The 24,861-nt window shown below is 66.9% G+C and carries 23 protein-coding genes and 1 pseudogene; 13 read left to right on the plus strand and 11 right to left on the minus strand.

From position 1 onward, the window contains the following. Window positions 1-157: 157 nt before the first annotated feature. Window positions 158-1,303 (minus strand): low temperature requirement protein A, encoded by a 1,146-nt coding sequence (locus IU450_RS25310; RefSeq protein WP_195152248.1) that lies wholly within the window; start codon window positions 1,301-1,303, stop codon window positions 158-160. Here IU450_RS25310 and IU450_RS25315 point away from each other — a divergent pair. After that, window positions 1,302-1,586 (plus strand): hypothetical protein, encoded by a 285-nt coding sequence (locus IU450_RS25315; RefSeq protein ID WP_195152249.1) that lies wholly within the window; start codon window positions 1,302-1,304, stop codon window positions 1,584-1,586. The two genes, IU450_RS25310 and IU450_RS25315, sit on opposite strands and share 2 nt — an antisense overlap. Window positions 1,587-1,753: 167 nt before the next feature. Here the strand turns inward: IU450_RS25315 and IU450_RS40015 are convergent, their stop codons facing one another. From IU450_RS40015 to IU450_RS25330, 4 genes are all read right to left on the minus strand, one after another. After that, the gene (locus IU450_RS40015) at window positions 1,754-2,014 is read right to left on the minus strand and encodes a hypothetical protein (protein WP_228835102.1); all 261 of its coding nucleotides are present in this window, start codon (window positions 2,012-2,014) and stop codon (window positions 1,754-1,756) included. 281 nt (window positions 2,015-2,295) lie between these two features. Beyond that, window positions 2,296-2,850, minus strand: coding sequence for an MFS transporter (locus IU450_RS40020; protein WP_228835103.1), 555 nt, complete (start codon window positions 2,848-2,850; stop codon window positions 2,296-2,298). Window positions 2,851-3,182: 332 nt separating this feature from the next. Further along, window positions 3,183-4,124 (minus strand): LysR family transcriptional regulator, encoded by a 942-nt coding sequence (locus tag IU450_RS25325; RefSeq protein WP_195152250.1) that lies wholly within the window; start codon window positions 4,122-4,124, stop codon window positions 3,183-3,185. 79 nt (window positions 4,125-4,203) lie between these two features. Continuing rightward, window positions 4,204-5,559 (minus strand): phenylacetate--CoA ligase family protein, encoded by a 1,356-nt coding sequence (locus IU450_RS25330; protein WP_195152251.1) that lies wholly within the window; start codon window positions 5,557-5,559, stop codon window positions 4,204-4,206. Between the two features lie 336 nt (window positions 5,560-5,895). On the opposite strand from IU450_RS25330, the gene IU450_RS25335 reads away from it, so the two are divergent. The 6 genes from IU450_RS25335 to IU450_RS25360 are packed head-to-tail and all read left to right on the plus strand — an operon-like array spanning window position 5,896 to window position 11,609. Next, window positions 5,896-7,041 (plus strand): acyl-CoA dehydrogenase family protein, encoded by a 1,146-nt coding sequence (locus tag IU450_RS25335; protein WP_195152252.1) that lies wholly within the window; start codon window positions 5,896-5,898, stop codon window positions 7,039-7,041. 35 nt (window positions 7,042-7,076) lie between these two features. Then, window positions 7,077-7,580, plus strand: a complete 504-nt coding sequence (locus IU450_RS25340; protein ID WP_195152253.1) for a MaoC/PaaZ C-terminal domain-containing protein — start codon at window positions 7,077-7,079, stop codon at window positions 7,578-7,580. Between the two features lie 4 nt (window positions 7,581-7,584). After that, a complete protein-coding gene (locus IU450_RS25345) occupies window positions 7,585-8,790 on the plus strand; it encodes a thiolase family protein (RefSeq protein WP_195152254.1) in 1,206 nt (401 codons plus the stop codon). A gap of 18 nt (window positions 8,791-8,808) precedes the next feature. Then, window positions 8,809-9,231 (plus strand): Zn-ribbon domain-containing OB-fold protein, encoded by a 423-nt coding sequence (locus tag IU450_RS25350; protein ID WP_195152255.1) that lies wholly within the window; start codon window positions 8,809-8,811, stop codon window positions 9,229-9,231. A gap of 52 nt (window positions 9,232-9,283) precedes the next feature. Continuing rightward, the gene (locus IU450_RS25355; protein WP_195152256.1) at window positions 9,284-10,462 is read left to right on the plus strand and encodes a CaiB/BaiF CoA transferase family protein; all 1,179 of its coding nucleotides are present in this window, start codon (window positions 9,284-9,286) and stop codon (window positions 10,460-10,462) included. Beyond that, window positions 10,455-11,609, plus strand: a complete 1,155-nt coding sequence (locus IU450_RS25360) for a CaiB/BaiF CoA transferase family protein (protein ID WP_195152257.1) — start codon at window positions 10,455-10,457, stop codon at window positions 11,607-11,609. Before IU450_RS25355 ends, IU450_RS25360 begins: the two co-directional genes overlap by 8 nt. Here the strand turns inward: IU450_RS25360 and IU450_RS25365 are convergent. Beyond that, window positions 11,591-11,749, minus strand: a complete 159-nt coding sequence (locus tag IU450_RS25365; RefSeq protein WP_195152258.1) for a hypothetical protein — start codon at window positions 11,747-11,749, stop codon at window positions 11,591-11,593. The two genes, IU450_RS25360 and IU450_RS25365, sit on opposite strands and share 19 nt — an antisense overlap. Window positions 11,750-11,859: 110 nt before the next feature. Here IU450_RS25365 and IU450_RS25370 point away from each other — a divergent pair. From IU450_RS25370 to IU450_RS25390, 5 genes and pseudogenes are all read left to right on the plus strand, one after another. After that, window positions 11,860-12,024 (plus strand): annotated as a pseudogene (locus IU450_RS25370) (bifunctional 3,4-dihydroxy-2-butanone-4-phosphate synthase/GTP cyclohydrolase II); the annotation flags it as partial. 355 nt (window positions 12,025-12,379) lie between these two features. Continuing rightward, window positions 12,380-13,843, plus strand: coding sequence for an aldehyde dehydrogenase (locus tag IU450_RS25375; protein WP_195152259.1), 1,464 nt, complete (start codon window positions 12,380-12,382; stop codon window positions 13,841-13,843). A gap of 61 nt (window positions 13,844-13,904) precedes the next feature. Then, entirely contained in the window at window positions 13,905-14,678 is a 774-nt protein-coding gene (locus IU450_RS25380; protein WP_195152260.1) for an N-acyl homoserine lactonase family protein, read from the plus strand. Window positions 14,679-14,686: 8 nt separating this feature from the next. Then, complete coding sequence (locus IU450_RS25385; protein ID WP_324197817.1) at window positions 14,687-16,120, plus strand: MmgE/PrpD family protein; 1,434 nt, start codon at window positions 14,687-14,689, stop codon at window positions 16,118-16,120. Between the two features lie 49 nt (window positions 16,121-16,169). After that, a complete protein-coding gene (locus tag IU450_RS25390; RefSeq protein WP_195152262.1) occupies window positions 16,170-17,063 on the plus strand; it encodes a LysR family transcriptional regulator in 894 nt (297 codons plus the stop codon). Window positions 17,064-17,135: 72 nt separating this feature from the next. On the opposite strand, the gene IU450_RS25395 is transcribed toward IU450_RS25390, so the two are convergent. Next, on the minus strand, window positions 17,136-18,074 hold the full coding sequence (locus IU450_RS25395) for an alpha/beta hydrolase (protein ID WP_416382902.1): 939 nt from the start codon (window positions 18,072-18,074) through the stop codon (window positions 17,136-17,138). A gap of 450 nt (window positions 18,075-18,524) precedes the next feature. Here IU450_RS25395 and IU450_RS25400 point away from each other — a divergent pair, with 450 nt between their 5' ends. Then, window positions 18,525-19,469, plus strand: coding sequence for an FAD-dependent monooxygenase (locus IU450_RS25400; protein ID WP_195152263.1), 945 nt, complete (start codon window positions 18,525-18,527; stop codon window positions 19,467-19,469). Window positions 19,470-19,526: 57 nt separating this feature from the next. Here IU450_RS25400 and IU450_RS25405 read toward each other — a convergent pair whose 3' ends face one another. Genes IU450_RS25405 through IU450_RS25420 form a run of 4 tightly spaced genes read right to left on the minus strand, consistent with a single transcriptional unit; the run spans window position 19,527 to window position 24,793 of the window. Further along, window positions 19,527-20,618: an NAD(P)H-dependent flavin oxidoreductase gene (locus IU450_RS25405; RefSeq protein WP_195152264.1), complete on the minus strand. Its 1,092-nt coding sequence runs from the start codon at window positions 20,616-20,618 to the stop codon at window positions 19,527-19,529. 1 nt (window position 20,619) lies between these two features. Next, window positions 20,620-22,359, minus strand: coding sequence for a class I adenylate-forming enzyme family protein (locus tag IU450_RS25410; RefSeq protein WP_195152265.1), 1,740 nt, complete (start codon window positions 22,357-22,359; stop codon window positions 20,620-20,622). Beyond that, window positions 22,356-23,309, minus strand: coding sequence for an SDR family NAD(P)-dependent oxidoreductase (locus IU450_RS25415; protein WP_228835104.1), 954 nt, complete (start codon window positions 23,307-23,309; stop codon window positions 22,356-22,358). The genes IU450_RS25410 and IU450_RS25415 overlap by 4 nt, the downstream gene beginning before the upstream one ends. Next, on the minus strand, window positions 23,309-24,793 hold the full coding sequence (locus IU450_RS25420; RefSeq protein ID WP_324197818.1) for an aldehyde dehydrogenase family protein: 1,485 nt from the start codon (window positions 24,791-24,793) through the stop codon (window positions 23,309-23,311). The genes IU450_RS25415 and IU450_RS25420 overlap by 1 nt, the downstream gene beginning before the upstream one ends. Window positions 24,794-24,861: the final 68 nt, after the last annotated feature.

The raw sequence follows: 24,861 nt of genomic DNA on the forward strand, positions 1-24,861 counted from the left end.
CGAGGGCCACCGGAACACCGGTGGCCCTCGCTCTGTTCCGTACCGTGTGGCCGAGCGCAAGGCTCCGTCGCCGGATGATGCCGTCGGAAGAGAGTGGCGCCACGCCCGGTGAATTCCGCCTCGGCCGCGCGGGACGGATCGGTATCGGCAGACGTGTCTATGCGGTGGTGGTGTTCGCGGACGTGCTCGTGCGGGACAGTCGAACGGCCAGTCCACCGAGGCTCAGCACGAGCAGCGCCACCACCGACCACGGTGGTAGCCGGTAGGCGACGATCGACGCGGCGACCAGCACTGCCGCGCCAACCACTCGGGGCACCCAGTCACTGCGCGTCTCACGGTAGAAATAGAAGGCCTGCGCGAGAAGGTAGACCGCGGGGCCGGTCAGGACGAGCACGCCCGCGATACCGGCGGGGACTGTGTACGCGTGGCCGAGCAGCATTTCCGCGCCCGCGGCGAACATCACCAGCCCGGCCACCACCCCGTAGATCGCACTGAGTCCGAGGTGCACGGCGGCGATCGGGTCGGCGGTGCGGGTGATGTGGCGGACCACCTCGCGCTCGGCGCGGGCGAAGTACATCTGCCACAGGCACACCAGCGCCACGAAACAGCCGAAGGCGAGGGTCAGCACCAGAGCGTCGTCGTGGTGTTCGGTGATCACCCGGCCCAGCGTCAGCACGGTCTCACCGAGCATGATGATGAGGAACAGCCGCATCCGTTCGACGATGTGTTCGGCATCGAAGGCCAGTTGCCGCGAATGGATCCGCCGCCCGGGGATCGGGTGCGCCGCCCAGGTTCCGATCAGGTCGATCGCGGCCGCAGCGGCCCAGAACCACAGGCGGGTCTCGGGTTCTACCGCCGCGCCGATCAGCCACAGGGGAGTGGAGACCGCGAACCACAGCAGCACCCTCAGAAAGTGCTCGCGCAGGGCGTCGCCGGGCGCGGTCACCGCGGCGTAGACGCAGGGTCCGATCAGCGCGGCCAGCATCGGCACCACGAACAGCCACGGGCTGTCATCGAAGGCGTGCGCGATCCCGGCGTTGGCGAACAGACCGAACGCCATCACTACCACGGTGATGATCTGGGTGGTCTTGCGTTCGACGTCGAGCATGGTGATCTCGAAGGTGGTGAACGTCCAGATACCCACCACCGCGATCAACGCCACCAGCGTCTCGGCCGCGCCCCGCCAGCTCAAATGCGCTACCAAATGATGGGTGAGCTGACCCAGTGCCAGGACGAAGACCAGGTCGAAGAACAGCTCCAGGGGCGAAACCGCGCGTGCGAGCGGAAGACGCGGTGCGCTCATGGCTTCCTCCGTAGCTGATCTCCAGCAGCGCCTAGCGAAGTTTCAGCATACCGATCAGCACATGCTGGAACCGCCTGTTGGCACGCCGCTGAACGCCGACATCGCGGAGGTCGGACACGACAATACCGCCGCCCATCGACTGCACGGCAGGTTGCATCTCGCACTGGGCGAGCTTGCCTTGATCGGCGAATGGTTCGAGTCTGGCAGCGGGCTCGGGGTCGAAGAAATCGGCGATCAGATGTCGCAGACCCTGATCAAGATGTTCGTGGCCGGTCTCGGCTAGCGTGTGCCGCCGGCTGGCCGCGCTTCACTAGGTCGCGACAGCCACTCGCGGTGTCTGCGGCTCGGGTTCGCGTGGCGGGCGTATCCGCATCAAGACCAATGCGACGATCGCCGCGATCGTCAACGGACCGATGACCGCGAGGTACATCGAGCGCGGCGTCAACACGCTCAACGCGTGGCGGCGATGATCGGCGAGAGAATCGCGCCGGCCCGGCCAACTCCCATCATCGCGCCGTAGCCCTTGGCCCGGGCGAGTACGGGGTAGACGGCAGTGGATGTCGCGGCGGACCCGGTGAGCGCCGCATAGATCGCCGCGCCGAGCACAGCAGCAGTGGTCAGTGCGATGGGTCCGCGCAGTGTCACCGCGAACAAGGCGATCGCGACGGCCGCCACCAGTGCGGTGACGGCGGCGATCCGCGCGCCGGCCAACTTCAGGCCGACCGCCCCGAAAAGGGGTGCCGCCGATGACGGCGCCCAAGCCGATCATGATCCCGGCGACCGCACCGCTACCGGCGTTACCGCTAGCGTTCTCGATCAACTGTGGAGTCCACGTACCGACGAAGTAGTAGGCGGCCGTCAGCATCGAATAACCGCCGGCCAGCAAGATCGTCCGTGTCCGCAGTGTCTGGCCCAACAGTCGGGTTTCGGCGGTGGCGACGACCTGTCGCTTCGACTCGCCGGTGGCCCTGCGCTGGCGAAACTCGTCGGATTCACGAAGGAAGGCGGCCGGTGACAACCAGGGACAGGGCGCCGAATGCCGCACCGATCCAGAACATCCCCTGCCAGGCGCCACCGACCCAGGTGAGCAGCCCGGCTCCGGCGAACCCGGCCAGCATCGTGCCGAGCGGATAGCCGATCATCACCACACCCAGCGCGATACTGCGCCGATTCTCCGGAGCGCTCTCCTGGCCGAGCACGATGATCACCACGCTGATCGTGCCGATGGCGATGCCGGTGACGAACCGGGTCAGCAACAGCGTCTCGAAATTGGTGGACAGGGCCGAGGTCGCCGGCCCGATCGTGTTGACGGCCAAACCGATCAGCAGAATTTTGCGACGACCGTAGATGTCGGCGAAGCGGGCGAGCCCGATCGCGCCGACGGCCATGCCGGCCAACGCTGCGCTGACCGAATAGCCCTTCTGGGCGTTCGACGCGAACCCTTCCGGGAGGTGCGGCATCGCGAAGCCCATCACCAGGACGTCGTATCCGTCGAGCATGTTCAGGAACGCGCAGAACAGGATGACTGCTATTTGGTTGGGGCGCATGCCGATCGTGGTTGCCCAAGACTTCTGTGGATTCACCGGATCTCTCTAGTTCGGCGCGAAGGAACGCTGTTCCTCGGGCGCTGTCGCGGGCTCATCGGGTGCCGGCGAAGGGCGTGGGGGAGTGGCGGTGCGGAATGGGAATTCCGCGGTCGTCGGGGGAACGGCCGCAGGAGCTTCTCCCAGCAGGAGGATACGAGACCGGATCATGCTTAATGCATTTCCTCGAATCCGCCTCGAGGTCTCGCCGGATAACGCCACGACCTGTTCGGCGACGACGCGTCGCCCTGGCTCGCGCTGCACGGCGTCGGGTCGGCGACCCTTGCCGACCCGGCTCATCGGCCCTGTGTCAGCGCGTTCTCGTCGATCGGGCGGGTGAGCAGCTGTTCGATGAGAACCCTTGTGGCAGGGCTGAATTCGCGGCCGCGGGCGGTGGCGAGGTGGATCCGCCGTTCGGCCCAGGGCTCGGCGAGGTCGAGAGCGGCGACGCGGCCGGTCCATTCGTGGCCGACCAGGCATTCCGGTTGCACGGTGACGCCGAGCCCGGCATGCACCAGGCTGATCGCGGCACCGCCGCTGCGCAACACATGCTTCGGCGCGTAGTCCTCACCGATACGTTGTGCGGCGGCTCGCAGTGCACCGACCAGCGCGCGCGGTGCGATCAGGTTCTCCGGCAACAGGTCTCGGATCGTCACGCTGGTCTGTCCGCTGAGCGGGTGGTCGAGTGGAACCACGGCGACGATGCGGTCGCGGCGGTAGGGGGTCACCTCGACACCGTCGAGGTCGAGACCGTAGGCCGAGGCGAAGACGCCGAGGTCGGCTTCGCCGCGGGCGACCTCCTGCACGATGTCGGCGTTCTCCACCTCGTGCACCACCAGGTCGACCAGCGGGTACTCGCGGCTGAACTCGCCGAGCTCGCGGGCCAGGAACGGCACGATCACCGAACGGGCCGAGACGATCCGCAACTCGCCCTGCACGCCCTCGGACAGCGAGGCGAACTCGGTGCGCATGTCATCGAGACTGTCGAAGATCATCCGCGCGTGGCGGGCCAGGATCGCGCCCGCCGGGCTCGGCACCACACCCTTGGGGGTGCGCTCGAGCAGCTTGACGCCCGCGATGTTCTCGAGGACTTGGATGCGTTTGGTCGCGGTGGACGCGGCGATGTTCTCGCGGATCGCGGCCAGGCCGATCTGTTGTTCCTCGATCGCGGAGAGGAACAGGCGCAAGGTGAACAGGTCGACCTGTCTGATCAGGTGCAACCGGTTGAGCGTGCCCATGTCACCTCCGCTGTCGGGCCGTGACCGGTGTCTCCGATCATAGTGCGGGTCGGGGAGAAAAATATTTCATATGTCGCATTCAGGAGGTCGGCACCCGCTCGATGAGGGCGACCTTGACGTGGTCGGGTCGTTTCAGGGTGCCGTCGGGCACCAGCTCGACGATCGTCTTCACGTTGAGCGCTGAGCGCACCCGGCCTTCGATGGTGGCGCGCAGGTCGTCGCGCTGTTCGGTGGTCAGGTCCAGTGCGTATTCCACGACCAGAGGCAGCGGACGCTGGGTGGAGTGGCCCTCGAAATCGGCGCGTATACGCATCTCGCCGGTCGTCGCGGGCGCCAGTTCCATGACCAGCTCCTTGACCGCGGACGGGAACAGGTTGATGCCACGCACGATCAGCATGTCGTCGGTGCGGCCGACACAGCGCACCTTGTAACCCGTTCGGCCGCAAGCACAGTCGGCGCCGGTGACGACCACGTGGTCGCGGGTGCGGAAGCGCAGCAGAGGAGAGGCCTGGCGGCGCAGCGCGGTGTAGACGAGTTCACCGCTGGCGCCTTCGGCGGGCGCCACCTGGTCGCCGGTCTCGGGGTCGATGAGTTCGGCGATCATCAGATCCGGAGACAGGAAGTGCATACCGTCACCGACCTCGCACTCGCCCCAGTAGGTGCACGCGATATCGGTTCCACCCAACATCTCCCGTGCCGTGGCGCCCCACAGCGACTCGAGCTTCTCGCGCACCGCCGGCAGTCCGCCGCCGGGTTCGCCACCCACGCTGATCGCGCGCACACCCAGTTCGGCGGCGGCGCGGCCGACGATCTGCGGCGCCTGCTCGGCCAGATGGGTGAGGAAGTAGGGGGTGCCGATCAGAGTGTTGGGGCGCTGATCGGCCTGCACGCGCAAGAGTCGCTCGGCGCCTGCTTCCGCGCCGATGGGGATGTCGACGATGCCCATGTACTGCAGAATCTGCACGATCGGCAGGCCGCCGACGAAGCCTTTGCTCATGCCGAAGCCGTGTAGCAGTCGATCGCCGGGCCGGAAGCCGTTGGCGTAGAGGGCGCGGGCGCCCAGCTCACTCCAGGTGCGGATGTCGCTTTCCGTCAGACCCACGTAGGACGGTGATCCCGTGGTCCCCGACGAAGCCTGAATCTGCACGATGTCGGCATCGGCGGCGGCGACGTGGGTGCCGAGGGGCGGCGCGGACGCGAGGCTGTCGCGCAATTCCTGCTTCTCGGTGAACGGCAGATCGGCCAGGTCGGCGATGGTGTCGATCTTGTCCACGTCGACACCGTGCTCGGCGAACTTCGCCTGATAGAACGCGCTGTTCGCGGCCAGGTACGCGAGCTGCTCGCGGAGCCGCTCGTCCTGAACCCGGCGCGCCTCCTGCGCCGACAGGGTCTCGGCAGCACTCCAGTATCGCGCCGAGAAAGGAACACTTCTCATGATGACTCCCGAATGGCCGTTGCAACGTCGCCGCGCTACCGTTGTGTCCGGCGACGATTGTTCTCCGACCATAGTTGGGCTATTACTGCTATTCAATTCGCTGTCTTCGAATCGTCGATTCGCAATTTTTCACTTGCTAACGCCATGCCCGTTGGTCAATCTCGAATTGTCTCTCATTATGTGCCGCTGACCTGCTGATTCGCGGGAATATGGCCGGGATTCGGAGCTGTCGAACAGGCAATTCGAAGATCATCACTTGGCGCATCGGGCGAGCGGAATTACCGTTCTTCTCGGCGAACAAATCTATCCGAACTCATCGCATACGGAGCACAGAGAATGAATTCGAACTTCCTGGACGAGGCGCAGGCCGCCTGGCTCGACACCGTGAACAAGTTCATGGACAACGAGATCACCGTGGAATATGTGCGCAAGTGCGACAGTGGACGGGAGTACCCGTACGAGGCGTACGAGAAGATCGCCGCCCAGGGCTGGCTCGGCATCCTCATCGACGAGGCCGACGGCGGCTCCGGCGGTGACATCTTCGACTACTCGCTGATGGCCGAGGGTCTGGGCAAGTTCGGGTTCGACTTCGCCTGCTCGGTGCTGGTGCCCACCTTCACCGCGATGAACATCCTCAAGTACGGCACCGACGAGCAGAAGGCGCGCTACGTCAAGCCGTTCATCGACGGTCAGATCCGTTTCTCGGTCTCGATCTCCGAGCCCGACGCCGGTTCGGACGCCTCCAACACCAAGACCCGCGCGCGTCGGGACGAGAACGGCGACTGGATCGTGTCCGGTCAGAAGCTGTGGTGCTCGGGTGCGGCGGCCAAGGACACCGTCATCGCGATGCTGGTGCGCACCGATGCCGACGACAAGCACGGCGGCCTGTCGGTCCTTTTGATCCCCAACGACACTCCCGGCCTGGACATCCGCAAGCTGCCGACGCTGTCGCGCCACGCCACGGGCACTACCGAGATCTTTCTCGACGAGGTTCGCGTGCCCGCCGACGCGCTGCTGGGTGAGGTCGGCCAGGGCTGGAAGATCATCACCGACCACCTGGAGCTGGAGCGTTGCGCTGTGGCCGCCGCGTACGTCGGCAACGCGCAGGAAGCGGTGCGCGCGGCCAACAAGTACGCCCACGAGCGCATCCAGTTCGGCAAGCCGATCTACGAGTTCCAGGTGCTCAAGCACATGCTGGCCGAGAACCAGACCCGCGTCGACGCCGCGCGTCTGCTCTGCTACCGCGCCGCCAAGATGAAGGCCGCGGGGCTGCCCGCCGCCCGTGAGACCTCGATGGCCAAGCTCTACGGCTCCGAGACCCTCAAGCAGTGCGCCCTCGACGGCATGCAGATCCTCGGTGGTTACGCCAACCTGCCGGAGGCCGACATGGAGCGGTACCTGCGCGAGAGCGTGCAGTCGACCATCGGCGGCGGCACCTCGCAGATCCAGCGCACCATCATCGCCAAATCCATGCGCCTCTGATCCGCACTCCCACAAGCACTCTCAGGAGAACTTCGATGGCAACCATCAACAACCGCATCGACATGCCGCTCGACGAGATCGAGGTCGGCACCGTCTTCCGCTCCGGCGGACGCACCATCACCGAAGCCGACGTGGTGAATTACTGTGCGCTGACCGGCAATTGGATCGAGATCCACTCCAACGTCCACTACGCCGCGCAGACCCGCTTCGGTGAGCGCCTGGTGCAGGGTTCGCTGACCTACTCGCTGATGACCGGCCTGATCCAGTTCGGTCCGTCGATCCAGGCGAACTACGGCATCGACAACCTGCGCTACCTGAAGCCGGTGCTGATCAACGACACCATCTACGTCACCGCCGAAGTCATCGCCAAGAAGGACAAGGACGAGAAGTTCGGCGTCATCACCTTCCTGATGAAGGCGCTCAACCAGCACGGCGACGTGGTCCAGCGCAGCGAGTGGAGCCTGCTCATGCTGCGCAAGCGCGAGGATCTCGACGCGCTCGTCGGCGCCTCGCTGCCGACCGAAAAGGTGCGGGGCTGAGGTCATGACCGCACAACCCGTCGCAGCGATCGTCGGCATGGGCGACGCCTATGCCACGCGCGCGAATCGCAAGGATCCGCTGCAACTGGCCGTCGAGGCCACCGTTGCGGCGCTCGCCGACGCGGGGATCACGAAGAACCAGGTGGACGCCCTGTTCACCGGCCGTTCGCCGTGGGCCGACAAGCGCTCGCAGTGGAACAATATCTTCGCCTCGCACATGCAGATGCCGCTGACGTTCACCAGCGAACTCACACTGCACGGCGCCGGACTCACCGCCACGCTCGCGCAGGCGTCGCAGACGATCGCCGCGGGCAAGGCGGAGTATGTGCTCTGTCTGCAGAGCGATGCGACGGAGTTGTTCGTCGACGCGGTCGCCATGGGCGCGGAGGCCGACGCGGATCCGCAGTTCGAAGTGATGTACGGACCGACGATCCCATCCCTCTACGCCCAGGCCGCCCGCCGGTACTTCCACGAATTCGGCATCACCGAAACCGATCTCGCCGAGGTCGCCGTCGCCAATCAGCGGTGGGGCGCCCACCATCCGCACGCGGCCAAGGCCAAGCACGGCGAGATCGATGTCGCCACGGTGCTCGCCTCGCCGTACGTGGCGACGCCGCTGCGGCGGTGGATGTGCTCCACCTGGGGTGGTGGCACCGGCGGCGCGCTGGTCGTCACCGCGCCCGACAATGTACGTCCCCACCAGAAGCCGGTCTACCTGCACGGGTACGGGTCGGCCACCACTCACGAGTACCTGTCGGACCGGATGAACATGCGTACCTGCAAGTTCGCCGACTTCGGCACCCTGCCGAACCTGACCCATACCGCCACCATCGAGGCGGCCAGGCAGGCTTATGCGATGGCCGGACTCGGCCCTTCCGATATCGACATGGTGCAGATGTCGGTGAACTTCGCGCACATGGGCCCGATCGTCATGGAGGACTTGGGCTTCGCGAAGAAGGGCCGGGGCATCGACGTCTATCGCGAGGGTCGCACCGGCGTCGACGGCGACCTACCCACCGACACGAACGGCGGCTGGCTGTCCTTCGGCCAGCCCGGCATCTCCTGCAATATGGACACCCTCATCGAGACCGTGCGCCAGCTGCGCGGGCAGGCGCTGGGGCTGGCGCCGACGCGCAAGCCGGAGACCGCGCTGGTGCAAGGAGCGGGCGGCATGCTGGCGGCGGGCAGTGTCCTGGTGCTGGCGGCCTGAGCGGAATCGGAGAACATCATGAGCGAGACCACCGCACACCACGACTGGCCACAGCCGTACCAGTTGCTCGACGCCGCACCGTACTGGGCGGCGCTGGACGAGCAGCGCCTGACCTTTCAACGCTGCGCCGACTGTGCCGAAGCCGTCTGGCCCGCGCACTCGTACTGCCCCTATTGCGCTTCGGCCGCCCTGAACTGGGAGGAGTCAGCCGGGCGCGGCACGGTCTATTCCTTCAGCACGGTGATGCGCGGCCCGACCCCGGTGTGGGCGTCGATCACGCCGTACACCGTCGGGTTCGTGCAGATGGCCGAGGGGTACATGCTCTTCGCCCAGATCGAGGGTGACCCCGAGTCCATCGCGATCGACCAGGACGTCACCGTCCGGTTCGTCGAACGCGGTGTCCAGACCATCCCCGTCTTCACCGCCGCGAACCCCGGGTAGAGGGTGCACCATGACAGCACACGATCGATCACGACCAGGGCAGGAGCAGCCGATGCAGAACGAACTTCCGCTGTCCGGAATCGTCGTGGTCGAACTCGGTGACAGCGCCTCGGCGCCGTTCACCGGCAAGATCCTCGCCGAACTCGGTGCCGAGGTGTGGAAGGTCGAGCGGCCGACCGGGGATTCCTCGCGAGGCTGGGGCCCGAGCATGTGGAAGGGCAGCGGCGCGGCGTTCCACGCGCTCAACCGGGGTAAGCGAACCATCAGCATCGACATCAAGCATCGCGATCAGCTCGCCTTGCTGCACCAGTTGATCGCCGAACGTGCCGATGTGTTCCTGCACAATCTGCGCCCGGGCTCGGCGGCGAAGTACGGTCTGGACGCCGAAAGTCTCCGGGTGACCAAACCCGAGCTCGTGCACTGCGAGGTCGGCGCGTTCGGGCACAACGGGCCGATGAACCGTTTGCCCGGCTACGACCCGCTGATGCAGGCGTTCTCCGGCATCATGAGCATCACCGGCGAGCACGACGGACCACCGGTCCGCGCGGGCGTGTCGATCATCGACTTCGGCACCGGGATGTGGGCGGCCATCGGCATTCTCGCCGCGCTGCATCGGCGCAGTTCCAAACTGGACGGTGCCGCGGTGAACGCGTCGCTGCTGGAAACGGCGATCGCGTGGATGTCGATCGGCGTCGCGGGCTACAACGCCGACGGCGCGCCCGGCGAACGTCATGGCTCGGGTGTCGCGTTCATCGTCCCGCACCGCGCGTACTCCGCCGCCGATGGAGATCTGATCGTCAGCTGCGGTAACGACGGCTTGTTCGCCCGCCTGAGCCAGGCGCTGGACCGGCCCGAGTGGGCGAGTGACGATCGGTTCGCCACGAACGCGGCTCGCCTGGTCAACCGGGCGGAAATCGACCGCTTGATCGGTGATCGGATGGCAGAGCGCCCGCGCGAATACTGGCGGAAACGGTTGCAGGACTTCGGTGTTCCCGTCGCCCCGGTGCAGACGACCGCCGAGATGGTTGCCCACGAGCAGACCAAGGCGCTCGGCATCATCGGTGCGCCCACCGAGGACGAGATCGGGGTCGTCGGACTGCCGTTGTCGTTCGACGGCAAACGACCACCCCCGTTGCCGCCCGCCCAGGACGTCGGTGGGGCCGACGATCAGCTGCGCGACCTGCTCGGACAGCGAACCGGCACCAACAGCAACGGAAAGAGCAATGGTTAGCAGCAGTGGCCCGCTGACGGGCATTCGCATCGTCGAACTGGGCGGAGTCGGACCGACTCCGTTCGCCGCGATGCTGCTGTCGGATCTGGGCGCCGACGTCATCCGTTTGGACCGCCCGCCGGGCTACGACGGCGGCGCGCCGATCGACGCGAAGTTCAATCTGCTCAACCGGGGCAGGCGCAGCGCGATCTTCGACCTGAAGAAGCCCGCGGCGGTCGAGGCGGTACTACGGCTCGTCGGCGAGGCCCATGTGGTGCTCGAGGGATTTCGGCCAGGGGTCGCGGAGAAACTCGGCCTCGGCCCTGATGAATGTATGGCCGTGAATCCGGCGCTGGTGTACGGCCGGATGACCGGGTGGGGTCAGCACGGGCCGCTCGCGAGCGACCCCGGTCACGATCTCAACTACATCTCGCTGACCGGGGTGCTGCATTCGGTGGGCCGCGCCGGTGAACCTCCTGCCATCCCGCTCAATCTGGCGGGCGACTTCGGCGGTGGGTCATTGTATTTGGCGCTGGGCGTGGTTTCCGCGCTGCTGGAGAGTCGCACGTCCGGTCGAGGTCAGGTGGTCGACGCCGCCATGGTCGACGGCTCGGCATCGCTGATGACGCTGTTCTACGGCCTGTTCGCCGCGGGCTACTGGAGCGACGAGCGCGGCGTGAACCGGCTCGACTCGGGCGCGCCCTGGTACAACGTCTACGAAACCGCCGACGGCGGCTGGATCAGTGTGGGCGCCAACGAATCCCGCTTCTGGCGCAAGCTGCTGCGGATCATGGGCATCGACGAATCCGAGATGCCCGGCCAGCACGACAAATCGCAGTGGCCCGCGATGCAGGAGAGGTTCGCTGCGGTGTTCCGCACCAGGACCCGCGACGAATGGTGTGCTCTCGCAGAGGGGCAGGAGGCGTGTCTGACCCCGGTACTCTCACTCACTGAGGCGCCGCGCAACGCGCACCTGCGGGTCCGCGGCACCTTCATCGATGTCGAAGGTGTGGTCCAGCCCGCTCCCGCACCGCGTTTCAGTCGCACCCCCGGTGCGATCCAGCGACCGCCGGCCGAACCCGGTGAGCACACCGACGAGGTGCTGAGCGACTGGGGATTCACCCCGGCCGAGCTCACCGCCCTGCGCGATCAGGGCGCGATCGGCTGACTGCGGCGAGCCTCGACCACCGCGCCCGCGGTGTGGAAATCGGCCAGCTCGATCCGATGTGTCATCCGCCAATAGTCGGCGACCCGCCACGGCATGTTGGTGACCACGCGGCCCACCGCGGTGCGCTCCCAGCTGCGCATGCCGCCGTATAGTTCCAGATCATCCTGGCGTGGGCCTCGTCGAGTTCCCGGTTGTCTACCTCTTGCTTGCACTCGACAATGGCCAGGTCGCGTTCGATCATGGTGCACACCAGGCCGGGGACTTCACCGCCGTGGGCTATCGGTCCGTCGAGGACGGGGTCGAGCACATCGCCCTCGTCCTCGGCGACGTGTCCGGACCGGAACCCGTCCTCACCCGCGTGCACTCGGAATGCCTCACCGGTGAAGTCTTCGGTTCCCGCCGTTGCGCAACGGGATTCAGGTGCCTGCGCTGCTGACGCTCACCTGGCGGCAGACCCTCACAGCGCCGCCTATGTGCTCACCAAACGAGAGCGGATGGGCCACGCGCTGCCGGATCTCCGGTTGCCGAGCCACGACCGGTTCCCGGTGGGCAGTTCGGCGTCGGCCACGGGAATTCTCGAGTACACCTGAGCCGACGGTCGTCCGACCGGCTCGTTTCGCTCACCGTGAATCCACGTTTCCCGATTGTCAATTGACTCGGCACCGTCGTGGGCAGATCTTGAGTGGGAGGTTTACATCACGTTCACGCGGGCCGGCTGTTGCAGTCGCAGAAGTCTCGAGGCTCGCGACTCGGCAGAAACGGCGGTCTTCGTGCAACACGACAACGCGGCACACTTCTTCATCGGCGGTAGGTGGGCTGCCGCGGCGTCGGGCGCGACGTTCGACGTGGTATCGCCCTTCTCCGGTGCGCTGGTGGCTACGGTGGCGGCCGCGTCGAGGACTGACATCGATGCCTCCGTAGCCGCGGCTCGGGAGGCGTTCGACAACGGTCCCTGGCCCCGTATGACGCTGAGCGAACGCGCCGAAGTGGTTCGCCGGTTGCGGGAGAACCTGGCCACCGACGCGGCACAGATCGCCGAGACGATCACCACGGAGATGGGTGTGCCGATCACGCAGACGACGGCGTCACAGGCAGGGGCGGCGCTGGCCCTTCTGGATACGAATCTCGGACTTGCCGAACACTATCCATGGCGGTCGTTGCGGCGTTCGGCATTGGGGAACGCGCTCGTCGTGCGGCGGGCGATCGGTGTGGTCGCCGCGGTGATCCCGTGGAACGCACCGATTTCGGTCGCGATGCTCAAGCTCGCTCCCGCCCTGCTCGCTGGCTGTACGGTGATCCTCAAACCCTCCCCGGAAGCCCCGCTGAGTTCGAATCACCTCGCGGCGGCGGCCGCTGCGGCCGGATTGCCCGACGGCGTGCTGAACATCGTCACCGCCGACCGTGCCGAGAGCGAGTACCTCGTCACCCATCCCGGCGTCGACAAGGTGTCGTTCACCGGCTCCACCGCCGCCGGGCGCCGGATCGCTGGTCTGTGCGGTGACAACGTGCGTCGGTACACCCTCGAACTCGGGGGCAAGTCGGCAGCCGTCGTCCTGGAGGACGCCGATATCGAGTCCACCGCCAAGGCGCTGCGCACCCTGTCGTTCCGCTACAACGGACAGGCCTGCACCAACAAGACTCGGGTCGTCGTTCCGCGTTCCGTGCACGACGCCCTCGTCGACGCGTTGGCGAGCGAGATCGCCGATATCAGGGTCGGTGATCCCGCCGATCCGGCCACCGAGCTCGGTCCGCTCGTCAGCGCCCGGCAGCGGGCCCGCGTGGAGGGATACCTCGTCGCCGGACGCGGCGAAGGAGCCGTCGTCACAGTCGGCGGCGGCCGTCCGGACGGGTTCGCTGCCGGTCAGTTCGTGGAGCCGACATTGTTCACCGGCGTGACCAACGACATGACGATCGCGCGGGAAGAGATCTTCGGTCCCGTCGTCGCGGTGATCGCCGTCGCCGACGTGGACGAGGCCGTCGCCGTCGCGAACGACTCGGTCTACGGACTGTCCGGGGCGGTGTTCAGCACCGACGACGAGCGAGCGATGCGCGTCGCGCAGCGACTCGAGACCGGAAGCGTCGAGGTCAACGGCGCGAGCACCGGATTCCATGCCGCCCTGGGCGGATTCAAACACAGCGGCATCGGCCGAGAGGCGGGCCTCGAAGGCTTCGACGCCTTCACGGAGATCACGTCGTTCGGAGTGCCTGAGGCACTGGCCGATTCACTCGCCTGACCTCGGCACGTCGCCGAGCCCTATTCACTCGAACACAACCGAGTCCCGAAAGGACACCGCCATGCCCGCGCGACGTCTCATTCCGCTGGCCGGAGCATCGATCACCCTCGACAGCGGTCTCATCACCATGGGTACCCGAGGTCCGCTGACGGTGCCGATCCCGACCTTCCTCATCGAACACGAGCGTGGGCTGGTCTTGTTCGACACCGGACTCGTACCGGAGGCATGGTCGGATCCGCGCGCGGTCTACGGCGATCTGGTCGATATGTTCGCCCTCGACTGTCCGCCGGAGAACACTCTGCAGAACCAGATCGAGCTGGCCGGGTACGAACTCTCCGACGTCACCCACGTGGTCATCTCGCATTCGCACTTCGACCACACCGGCGGCATGTACCTGTTCCCGGACGCCCAGTTCTTCATGTCGGAGGTCGACATCCGGTACGCGATGTGGCCGGACGCCTACTTCCGCGGCTTCTATCGCGCGGCCGATTTCGAAGCGGTCCGTGACTACGCCTGGAACCCGCTGCGCGAGGACCTCGACCTGTTCGGTGACGGTGCCGTCGTCCTGTACCAGACGCCGGGACACACACCCGGTGAGATCAGCCTGATGGTGGAGCTGGCCGAGGCGGGCAAATTCCTCATCACCGGAGACACCGTCCACCTCCGCGCGGGCGTCCAGTACGAATGCCCGTGCCCGGTCGACTACAACGCCCACGAAGCGATCATGTCGATCCAGCGCATCAAGCAGCTCGCCGCCGCCCAGAACGCCCAGATATGGGTTCTCCACGACCCGCAGGACTGGGCCGAATTCGCCGCCGCCGGCGCGATTGTGTAGGAGACCCGGTGGATATCGCTGAACCGCGCCATGCTTCGACCACGGCAGAGATCGCGCGACACGTCGTCGCGGTCGCCGAGACACCCCCGCAGCCGCGGGATGCCGAAGCTCTGCGCCGCCTGCTCCTGGACAACTTCATCGTCTCGCTGTGGGGGACCACCCGTCCGGTGGTGACCGAGCTCGCCGACTGGACCGCACGATTCGCCGGGACCGGCGACAGTCATGTGCTCGGACGAGAGTGGACCACCGACCCGTCGATCGCCGCCCTCGTGCACGGCACGTCGGCCCACGCCTTCGAGCTCGACGACACCCACAACGCGACCGCGAGCCACCCTGGCTCGGTCATCATGGCCGTCGCACTGGCGGTGGCCGCCGAGAGCGGTGCGCCGGTCTCGCGCGAGCAGTTCTTCCAGGCGATCACCGCCGGGTACGAGACGATGGCATTGCTCGGTGAAGCCGCAGGCGGTATGCGCGTCGTCCACCGTGGCTTCCATCCGACATCGCTGCTCGGTACCTACGGCGGTGCGACCACCGCCCTGGTCCTGCGGGCTCTGCGAGCGGGCGAGCGAGTCGATCCGGTGGTGGTCGAGACCGCGTGGGGACATGCGCTCTCGCAGCCCTCTGGTTCGATGCAATTCTCGGCCGAACCGGAGGGCGGCGAGGTCAAGCGGGTGCACGCGGGGCTCGGTGCGCACAATGCGATCCGCGCGGCCGACTTCGCGGCGCTGCCCGCGGTGACCGCACCGCGGCTGGCCCTGGAAGGCGTGTACGGCCTGGCGGCCTGCTTCGGTGGGGAGCCGACTGCTGTCCGAACCGACCGAGGGCTCGCGATCCACCAGATCAGCTTGAAGCCGTACTCGTGCTGCCGTCTGTTCCACTCGACCATCGAGGCGCTGCGTGTGGTCACCGACGCGTTCACGGTGCCCGCCGACGAAATCCGGGACGTGTTGGTGACAGGACCTCGGCTGATCGCCGAGCAGCACCTCACGCGGGCCGAGTCGTCGATGACCGCGCAGTACAGCTGCCCGTTCGTGGTGGCGGCGACGATCGTGCACGGCCCCGAGCGGTATGACGCTTACACCGAGGAGAATCTTCGGGATCCGGCGGTGCTCGACGTTGTCGAGCGGGTCCGGTTCGAGGTGGACGAGGTGATGGAGGCCGAGTTCTATCCGCAGCATTTCGCGACCGCGGTGCGGGTGGAACTCAGCGACGGATCGATCCGAACGACACAGGTCGTCGACAGCGTCGGAACATCGGAACATCCGATGTCGGTCGAGCAGATCATCGGCAAAGCTGCCGGGCTCGCCGGTGCCGGGGCCGACGGCTGCGGTGCGCGGTTGGCGGATGTGATCTGGCGCGAAGACTCCGATCCACTTGCCATGGCCACGGCTTTATGGGCCGAGGCTCGAAAAGTTGTCGCGGCGCGAGGTGCGACGAGTTGACCGATTTTTCGCGATCGAGGCGCAACAGCCGGGGTAATATCCCCTGATCATGCAGTGGCAGGTCGATATTTTCAGCCTGAGACTCTTTCTCTCGGCCATCGAAGAACGCCAGATCGGCCTCGCGGCAGCGCGAGAACACATCGCTGCCTCCACCGCGACGAAGCGTATCCAGGCGCTCGAAACGATGATCGGCCTGCCTCTGCTGGACCGGACGCGAACAGGCGTGGTGCCCACCGAGGCGGGGGCAGTTCTGGCGCGGTACGCGCGGAAGATGCTCGCCGACCTCGACGATCTTCGGTCGGAGATGGTCGCCCTCACCGTCGGGCTGGAAGACCGGTTGGTGGTCGCGGCAGCGCACTCGGTGATCATCGATCTCCTGGCGCCCGCGGTCGGGTTGTTCCTCAACGAGCGCCCGTTCGTCGAATTCTCGCTCAGCGAAGTCGACAACAAAGAGGTCGTTCGCCAGCTCGAAGCCGGAGAGTGCGATATCGGCGTGTTCGCCAGCGTCGGCGAACCGAAGTGCGCCGCCGCCGAATTGGCATTGCTCGGCAGCGAGCCACTCGTCGCCGTCCTGCCACGCGACCATCCCCTCGCAGCCGCGGGTTCGGTGCGATTCCGCGAACTCGCCGCGGAGGGTCTGATCGCGACACAGACAACGGCGGCGATCTACCGAGAACACGGAGCCCAGCCCGGCGACCTCCGGCATGTGGTGCGCACAGGGGAGGTAGCACTGGGGATGGTCCGAGCCGGCCTCGGGGCAACCGTCGTCCCTCGGCGCATGGCCGGCCAGGCAGCGGATTCCGAGATGTTGCTGCGGACACTCGACGAGGAATGGGCAGTGCGACGCATCAATGCAGCCACCGCGACGCGGAAAGCAGGCACTCCAACGGTCGCCGCTTTTGTCGCGTGCTTGATGCGGCAGATATCGCAATTATCGGTGTAGATGCGAACCGGCGACAGCCGGTAGTTGTCGTGCAACTACCGGCTGTCGGTCTGGAGAACCGGTATCTGTAGGTCAGATGTGCTTGGAGAGGAACGGAATTACTTTCTCCAGCGCGGCGCCCGCGCCCTCGGGCTGGTCGTAGAGGTCATAATGCGATACGCCCTTCAGCACCACGAGTTCCTTGTCGGTCGAGGCGGCCCGGTCGTAGATCTCATATCCGTCGCGATAGGCACCGAAAGCGCCGGGCTTGTCACCGATGACGATCAGCGCGGGTTGGGTGAGCAGAACTTCGGAGAGGTGGAACGCGTCCCAGCCGAGCGCCGAGGCACCGTGCGCGATGTCGAACGTCGCCGGACCGTTGGGCGCCTGACCGCGGGGAGTGCAGTAGTAGTCGTACGCCTCGATGATGTCGATGTCGCCGATCTGCTGAGCGACCTCGGGCGACGGCGGCAGTGCGGCGCTGACCTCGCCCCCGGCGCCACCGAGCTCGGCCGACCGCTGTTTGGCGACCGCCTCGAGGGCCGCGACGGGCCCGCCCTGAGCGAGCGAGTTCTCCCGTACCATCCGGCCGTAGTTGACGCCGGTAATCGAAACCACCGCCTTGAACCGGCGCTCGGTCATCGTGGCATTGAGCGAATAACCGCCGCCGCCGCACACACCAAGGACACCGATCCGGTCTTTGTCGACGTAGGGCAGGGTCGTCAGATAGTCGGCCACCCGCCGGAAGTCCTCCACCCGCTGCGTCGGATCCTCGACACGGCGCGGGCTGCCGCCGCTTTCGCCCTGGAAGCTCGCGTCGAAGGCGATGGCTACATAGCCTTCCTCGGCCAGCCGGGTCGCGTAGATGTTGCCCGCGGTCTGTTCCTTGCAGCTACCGATCGGGTGTGCGCAGACGATCGTCGGGTAAGTCTTCGAACGGTCGAACGAGGGCGGGAAGTACAGATCCGCGGCGATGTCCCACGTCATGTCCGGATTGCGGAACTTGATGTGCTCGATGTTGTCAGTTGCCACCAGCTAGCTCCTTCCGCCGCCGCCCGCACGACTGGTACGGGGGATCTCGAACCGGCCGACTTCTTCGGCCTGTTCACAGTCTCTGCCGTTAGCCGCCTGATAACCAGGGAAGATTTTCGCCCAGGTTGTTCCCCGTGGTGTTCATCGCCTTCCTGGGAGCAAATTCTCCCCTGCAACAGGTGGTCGGCGGGTGCCACCATCGAGTCGGACATCAGCACGGCCGAGTGTCGTGGGCCGAACGCACCCACCGCTTCGACGCGGCGAAGCGGTCGCGCCGAGTGAACTGAGGAGACCGTCATTTCTACGAAGAATTCCGAGCAGACGTCGCGGCACGCGGCGGCACTGATCATCGGTGGCTCGCTGGGTGGGTTGACAACGGCGCTCGCGCTGGCGGCTCGCGGTACCGCGGTGACGGTCCTCGAGCGGACATCCGGGCGCACCCAACGTGGCGTGGCGATTCTGGTATCCGGTGCGAGTCTACGCCGGGCGCTTGGTCGGCAAGCGCGTGAGATCGTCGGCAAGGCGCTCGGTCCCGCCTCGATGCGTCAGGGTGTGTACCCGCATTCCTGGTGGGACGTGTACTCGGCGTTGCGCGACGCCGCCGATGCGGAGCCGCTCGTCACGGCGGTCGAGAACGTGCATATCGTCGAGGTCGGACAGGACGACACCGCTGCCTGGGCCAGGGAAGCGGACGGCTCGACGTGGACCGGCGACATCCTCCTCGGCGCAGACGGTTATCGCAGTGTGGTGCGCCGCTGGGTGGACGCGGCCCGCCCCGTCGCCGACTACGCGGGCTACGTCGTGTGGCTGGGACAGTCGGAGCTGCCCGAGTCCTACCTCGACCGGGCAGGCGGCCCCGACTTCTTCTCCGGCGAGGACGACATGCTCGCCGTGTACCCGCTGATCGACCGCGACGGGGGCGTCACCCGCTACGGGTGGGGCTGGTTCGATCCGCACCACACCTCGCTGTTCCAGCGGATCGGCGCGATCGAGGGCACGGAGGTCAAGCACACACCGCGAGTGGACGCGATCCCCGCCGAGGTGTACGACGACATGGTGCGCACCGCTGAGACTCGGTGGCACGAACCGTGGCGCACGGGTGTCATCGAAGCCTTCCGGACAAGGGAGGTGGTTGCCACCCCGATCACCGAATACCTGCCGCAGCGGGTGGTCAACGGCCGCATCGGTGTGCTCGGTGACGCCGCGCACGCTCAAACACCCATGACCGGCGCGGGTTTCGAAGAGGCGGTCACGGATGCGGTAGCACTGGCCGAGGCACTCGACGGCGTCGATGTCGAAGAAGGCCTCGCGCGCTACGAATCCGCCCGGTTGGTGGGAATGCGCAGTCGGGTGTCGGCAGGACAGTCGTTCAGTCGATCTTTCGCGGGCGTCTAGAACCGCGACGGAGCGTCCCGGCGGGCCGAGCCGTGGGGAACGCTCCGTCCGCGAGCATCAGCGCGAGATCTGGATCCGCTTCGCGGAATTGTCCAGGGCGCGAATCGTCTCGTCGGCGAGACGGTGGACGACCTCACCGGCACTCGGCAGATCGTTGATCAGGCCGACAGCTTGGCCCGCGGCGAGATTCATGTGACTCTTCACCGAGTTCTTGGCGGCGGCGTCGCGGATCGGGATGGTCAGCATCCGCTGGACGGGGTAGGGCTGCATCTCGTTCTCGTGGCCCTCCCACACATCGGTGAAACGGTTGCGCAGCTGACGCACGTGGAGGCCGTCGAACCGGGGTGTGCGCAGGGTGGAGCTGGGGCCGGCCTCGACCACGGCTTCCTTGTACACCTGCTGGCAACCGGCCTCCGCGGTGGCGATGAACCTGGTGCCGATCCACGCGCCGTCGGCGCCTGCCACCAGCACACCGGCGATCTGCGCACCGTTGGCGATACCGCCCGCGGCCACCACCGGGATTGTCGCGAAGTCGAGGACCTCGGCGAGCAGCACCAGCGTGCCCACCTCCCCGGAGTGCCCGCCGCCCTCGGTGCCCTGGATGATCACCACATCGGTGCCGTTGGCGATCACCTTGCGGGCCGCCCGCGCGGTGCCGACGATGCTCATCACGGTGGCGCCCTTGCTGTGGCACTTCTCGACGACATCGGCGGGGGTGCCGAGGCCGCAGACGATCACCTCGACGCCCTGATCGAGGGCGAGGTCGAGCTTCTCGAGGTTGTCGGCGCGACTGATCGCCTGGTCGGGAACGTTGTCCTCGACCGGAAAGCCCATTTCCTCCAGTTCGGCGCGTAGTTGCTGAATGGGCTGCGGCAGGGGGTCGGGCAGGGTCACGTCGGTCCGTGCGCTCGGTGCGTTCTCGGGGAACCCGAGGTCGAGCGCCAGCGGCTTGCCGCTCAGTTCCCGGAACCGGCGGATGTTGCTGTCCACCTCGGCAACGGACATGTCGATGCCGCCGAGGCAGCCGAGACCGCCCGCGTTCGCGGCGGCGGCGGCGAGGTCGGCATAGGCGATCAGGCCCATGCCCGCCTGCAGGATCGGCACCTCGATGCCGAGCAGGTCGCAGAGCGGGGTTCGAAGGGTCGGCATGTCATTCTCCTGAGTTGGTCGGGACGGATGAGTTCTGTGCGCCGAGCAGCCGCTGGGCCGCCGGAACGAGTTTGAATTTCTGCACCTTGCCGGTGGGGGTCTGCGGGATCTCGTCGGCGCCGAGCAGGAAGATGTGGCGGGGCACCTTGAACCGCGACAAGCTCGCGCGGCACACGTCGGTCAGCTCCTCGATGTCGAGCTCGGTGTTCGGTTCGGGAACGACGAAGGCGCCGACGACCTCGCCCCACCGTTCGTCTGGCACGCCGACTACATAGGCCTGGCTGACACCCGGTCTGCCCGTGAGGAACTCCTCGATCTCGGTCGGGGTCACCAACTCGCCACCGGTCTTGATGAGATCTTTGGACCGGCCCGCGATGGTCATCGACCCGTTGTCGAGGAAGCGGACCAGATCGCCGGTACGGAACCACCCGTCGCGCAGGACCGCCAGGGTCTCGTCGGGTCGTTGCCAGTACCCCTTCATCGTGGTCGGCCCGTGGACGACGAGTTGGCCCACCGCATCGGGCGCGACGTCCTCGCCGGTGATCGAGTCGACCACCCGGAATTCGGCGATGATGTCGCCGTGGTCGGCGAGCCCGGCCGGACCGCTCGGCAGGGGTTTGCCGACCGTCGTGCTGATCGCCTCGAAGGGGTCTTCGGGCTGGGTCATCGTCAGCGTGCCACTCATCTCGGTCATGCCGTAGGCGGTGACCAATTCGGTGATGCCGAGTTCGTCGCGCAGCCGGTCCCACAGCCAGGTCGGCGCGGAAGCCGCCGCCGACAGCATCATTCGCAGCGAGGACAGATCGAACCGGTGCCGGTCGGGATGCTCGACCATCGCCACGCTCATCGTCGGCACCGCGAGCACGTCGGTGACGCGATAGCGCTCGATCGCCGTGAAGTACTCGACCGGATCGAATTTCGGCTGCGGCAGCATGGCCCCGCCCACGTAGATCGAGGCGATCACGGCCTGGCCGTAGGCGAACAGGTGGTAGCAGGGCAGGGCGAACACCACCCGGTTGCCGTCACCGAGCGCGCGGCACAGCGCCGACCCGTAGGCGGCGCGGTGCAGTCCGTCATGGCTGAGCATCACGCCCTTTGGCTGCCCGGTGGTCCCCGAGGTGTAGAGGATGTCGGAGATGTCGTCGGGAGTACGCGCTCCGCCCGGCGCGGCGCCGGTACACTCTGCGCCGATTCGTTCCAGAGTTTCGAGATCGACTGTCCCACTGCGGGATTCGCTCTCGCCCTCCGGGGCGAAAGTGATCACCTGTTCCAGATCGCCGAGCGACGTGGCGCCTTCGTGTTCCCAGCCCGGCGCGAGTTCGTCGAGCATCGACAGGTAGTCCATGTCGCGAAACGACGTCATCGTGATCAGCACCTTGCAGCGCGACTGGGTCACCACATAACCCAGCTCCTGCGTTCGGTACAGGTAGTTCAGCGGCACCGCGACGGCACCGGCGCGGGAGATCGCGATCTTGAGCGGCGCGTATTCGGGATAGTTGGCCATGACCAAGCCGATGTGGTCGCCCGGTTGCACACCGAGTGCGGCCAGGCCGTCGGCGATTCGCCGTGCGCGGCTCTGCACTTCGGCGTAGGTGAAGACCCGGTCGCCGCTGATCACATACGGTCGCTCGGCGTATCGGGTGACGGCATGGTCGAACTGCTCGTCGAAGGTCCGCGGCACCCACGGGGTGAACGCCTGCTCGAGCTCCGCTCTGCGCTCGGCGGGCGTCGGTGTGCTCACCGGGCACCGTCCCTCGCGGACGCGGCCACCTCGACCTTGCGCCGGACCGTCGAACGAACACCGGTGCTGCCGCGATTGACGCCGACCAGGCCGCGCGCGGCCGGGTTGTTGTTCACCATGTTGCCCAATTGCGGTCCCGCGGCGATCATTCCGCCGTCCACGGTGATGTTCTCCCCGGTGATGAAGCAGGCATCGGGGCCGGCCAGGAAAGAGACGACTCCAGCCACGAAGTCGGGTTGGCCCGCGTCGGGCAGCGGCTGCAGGGTGCCGAGGACCGGTTGCAGGTCCTGCTCGGTGAGCCCGATCAGCGGGGTCTGGATGATGCCGGGGGAGACGGCGTTGATCCGGATCCGGTCCGGCGCGAACTCGAGCGAGGCCACCCGGGTCAGATGCAGGACGGCGGCCTTGGCGACCGAGTACGGCTGCACGCCGAGCCCGCCCGCGTGCGCGGCGACCGACCCGAAGTTCACGATCGATCCGCCGGTGCCCTGCTCGCGCATCGCCTTGCCCGCGTGCTTGATCCCGAGGAACACGCTGCGCAGCAGGACGTCGAACGTGTAATCCCAGTCCTCGACGTCGATTTCGGTGAGCGGACCGAACGCGCCACCGACACCGGCGGCGTTGACGAGCACGTCGATGCTGCCGAACTTCTCGATGGTGTGGGCGACCGCCGCGGCGAAGTCGGCCTCGCTGCTGACGTCGGTGCGCACGAAGCTCACCCGGTCCCGGCCCGCACCCAGCTCGGCGAACTCCGCGATCGCCGTGCGCGCTACCTCCTCGTTGAGGTCGGCGATGACCACGTTCATGCCGCGATCGAGGAGGCGGGCGACCGTCGCCCTGCCCATCCCGCTCGCTCCACCGGTCACCAGTGCCGCTTGCGCTGCCATGTCTCGTCCCTTCGTAGTGCCCGCGCGGGCGGTGTCGCCCGCGTCGTGGCTGGTTGTCCTCATCAGCCGAGCAGAATCTGGGTGGTCTCGGTGAACTCCCGGATGCCCTCCGGCCCGCATTCACGACCCCAGCCCGAACGCTTCACCCCACCGAACGGCGCCGCCATCGTCGGTCCGAACGTGTTGACCGCCACCGAGCCCGCCCGGATCCGCCGCGCGACGGCGAGGGCGCGATCGCGGTCGGCGGAATAAGTGCTCGCGGCCAGCCCGTACTCGGTGCTGTTGGCGATCCGGACGGCATCCTCGACGTCGTCATAGGGCTGTACGACAGTGACCGGACCGAACACCTCCTGCTGCACGACGGTGTCCTGTTCACCGACGCCGACCAGCAGAGTCGGTTCGTAGAACCAGCCGGTATCGAAGCCGGGCGGTCGCTGTCCGCCACAGGCGATCGAAGCACCTTCGGCCACAGCGGTTTTCACGAATCCGACGGTGCGTTCGTAGGCCGCACGGTTGGCGAGTGGACCGTGCTCGGTGGCCGGATCGCTCGGGTCGCCTATGCGCAGTCCGCGATAGGCGCCCGCGAGAGCATCGACGACCTCGTCGTGGCGCGACGCCGGTACCACGATGCGGGACAGCGCGGCGCACACCTGACCCGCGCCGCTCATCGCGCCCGCGACCAGCGAGCGCATCGCCCGGGGCAGATCGACGTCGTCGAGCAGCACGGCCGGCGACTTACCGCCGAGCTCGAAAACGGTGCGCGGCAGGCGCTGCGCGGTCTGCACGAGGATGTCCGATGCCGCGACCGGTCCGCCGGTGAAGGAGATCAGTTCGATGGCCGGGTGCCGGACCAGGTGACGCGATACCTCGACGTCTCCGGCGAGGATGCTCAGCACGCCGGACGGGAAACCGGCCTCGACCGCGCACTGCGCGACGACGCGCATCATCAGCGCCGATTCGGGGGCGGCCTTCACCACGACCGAGGTGCCCGCCAGCAGTGCGGGGATCACCTTGGAACCCATGGTCGCCAGCGGGCCGTTGTAGGGCAGGACCGCCAGGACAGGGCCGACCGGACCGTGCTCGAGCAAGACCTCGCCTACTGGAGTGCTGCGGGTTTCGGGGGCGAGCGCTGCCTCCGCGGACGCGAGCGCGGTGCGCCAGGCGGCCTGGGCGGCGAAGCGGTGCAAGGTCTTCGACCAGCGGACCGGGATCCCGGATTCCACAGCCCAGACCGCACCGATCCAGTCGAGGTTCGCCTCGAGCAGCTCGCAGAATCGTGCACAGATCTCGCGCCGGTCGGTGAGCGGCAGGCGGGGCCACTCGCCGCGGTAGGCCTCGGCCGCGGCGGCTACGGCGGCATCCGCGTCATCGAGTGACGGCGAGACGACCGTGGCTACGGGTTGTCCGGTGACCGGCGAGACCACCTCGACGGACGGTCCCGACGAACGCTGCCACCGGCCGCCGATCAGCAGGGCATCCGGTCTCGGCACCGTCAGCTCGCCCGTCAGGACCAGTTCTCGGCGCTCGACATTGTCGGCTGTTCTCACTCGGACACTCCTCGAGTTCGCGAATCGGTGGCACAGACCGTCGCCCGGTTTCGGTGGCCGGGAGCGTG

Source organism: Nocardia abscessus (assembly GCF_015477775.1).
GTDB lineage: Bacteria > Actinomycetota > Actinomycetes > Mycobacteriales > Mycobacteriaceae > Nocardia > Nocardia abscessus_A.

Excerpts from the sequence above, each read along its gene's own strand:
- IU450_RS25315 (WP_195152249.1), top strand. The coding sequence starts at position 1,302 with ATGGCTTCCTCCGTAGCTGATCTCCAGCAGCGCCTAGCGAAGTTTCAG.
- IU450_RS25310 (WP_195152248.1), bottom strand. The coding sequence starts at position 1,303 with ATGAGCGCACCGCGTCTTCCGCTCGCACGCGCGGTTTCGCCCCTGGAG.
- IU450_RS40020 (WP_228835103.1), bottom strand. The coding sequence starts at position 2,850 with ATGCGCCCCAACCAAATAGCAGTCATCCTGTTCTGCGCGTTCCTGAAC.
- IU450_RS25325 (WP_195152250.1), bottom strand. The coding sequence starts at position 4,124 with ATGGGCACGCTCAACCGGTTGCACCTGATCAGACAGGTCGACCTGTTC.
- IU450_RS25330 (WP_195152251.1), bottom strand. The coding sequence starts at position 5,559 with ATGAGAAGTGTTCCTTTCTCGGCGCGATACTGGAGTGCTGCCGAGACC.
- IU450_RS25335 (WP_195152252.1), top strand. The coding sequence starts at position 5,896 with ATGAATTCGAACTTCCTGGACGAGGCGCAGGCCGCCTGGCTCGACACC.
- IU450_RS25340 (WP_195152253.1), top strand. The coding sequence starts at position 7,077 with ATGGCAACCATCAACAACCGCATCGACATGCCGCTCGACGAGATCGAG.
- IU450_RS25345 (WP_195152254.1), top strand. The coding sequence starts at position 7,585 with ATGACCGCACAACCCGTCGCAGCGATCGTCGGCATGGGCGACGCCTAT.
- IU450_RS25350 (WP_195152255.1), top strand. The coding sequence starts at position 8,809 with ATGAGCGAGACCACCGCACACCACGACTGGCCACAGCCGTACCAGTTG.
- IU450_RS25355 (WP_195152256.1), top strand. The coding sequence starts at position 9,284 with ATGCAGAACGAACTTCCGCTGTCCGGAATCGTCGTGGTCGAACTCGGT.
- IU450_RS25360 (WP_195152257.1), top strand. The coding sequence starts at position 10,455 with ATGGTTAGCAGCAGTGGCCCGCTGACGGGCATTCGCATCGTCGAACTG.
- IU450_RS25365 (WP_195152258.1), bottom strand. The coding sequence starts at position 11,749 with ATGCGCAGCTGGGAGCGCACCGCGGTGGGCCGCGTGGTCACCAACATG.
- IU450_RS25380 (WP_195152260.1), top strand. The coding sequence starts at position 13,905 with ATGCCCGCGCGACGTCTCATTCCGCTGGCCGGAGCATCGATCACCCTC.
- IU450_RS25390 (WP_195152262.1), top strand. The coding sequence starts at position 16,170 with ATGCAGTGGCAGGTCGATATTTTCAGCCTGAGACTCTTTCTCTCGGCC.
- IU450_RS25405 (WP_195152264.1), bottom strand. The coding sequence starts at position 20,618 with ATGCCGACCCTTCGAACCCCGCTCTGCGACCTGCTCGGCATCGAGGTG.
- IU450_RS25415 (WP_228835104.1), bottom strand. The coding sequence starts at position 23,309 with ATGAGGACAACCAGCCACGACGCGGGCGACACCGCCCGCGCGGGCACT.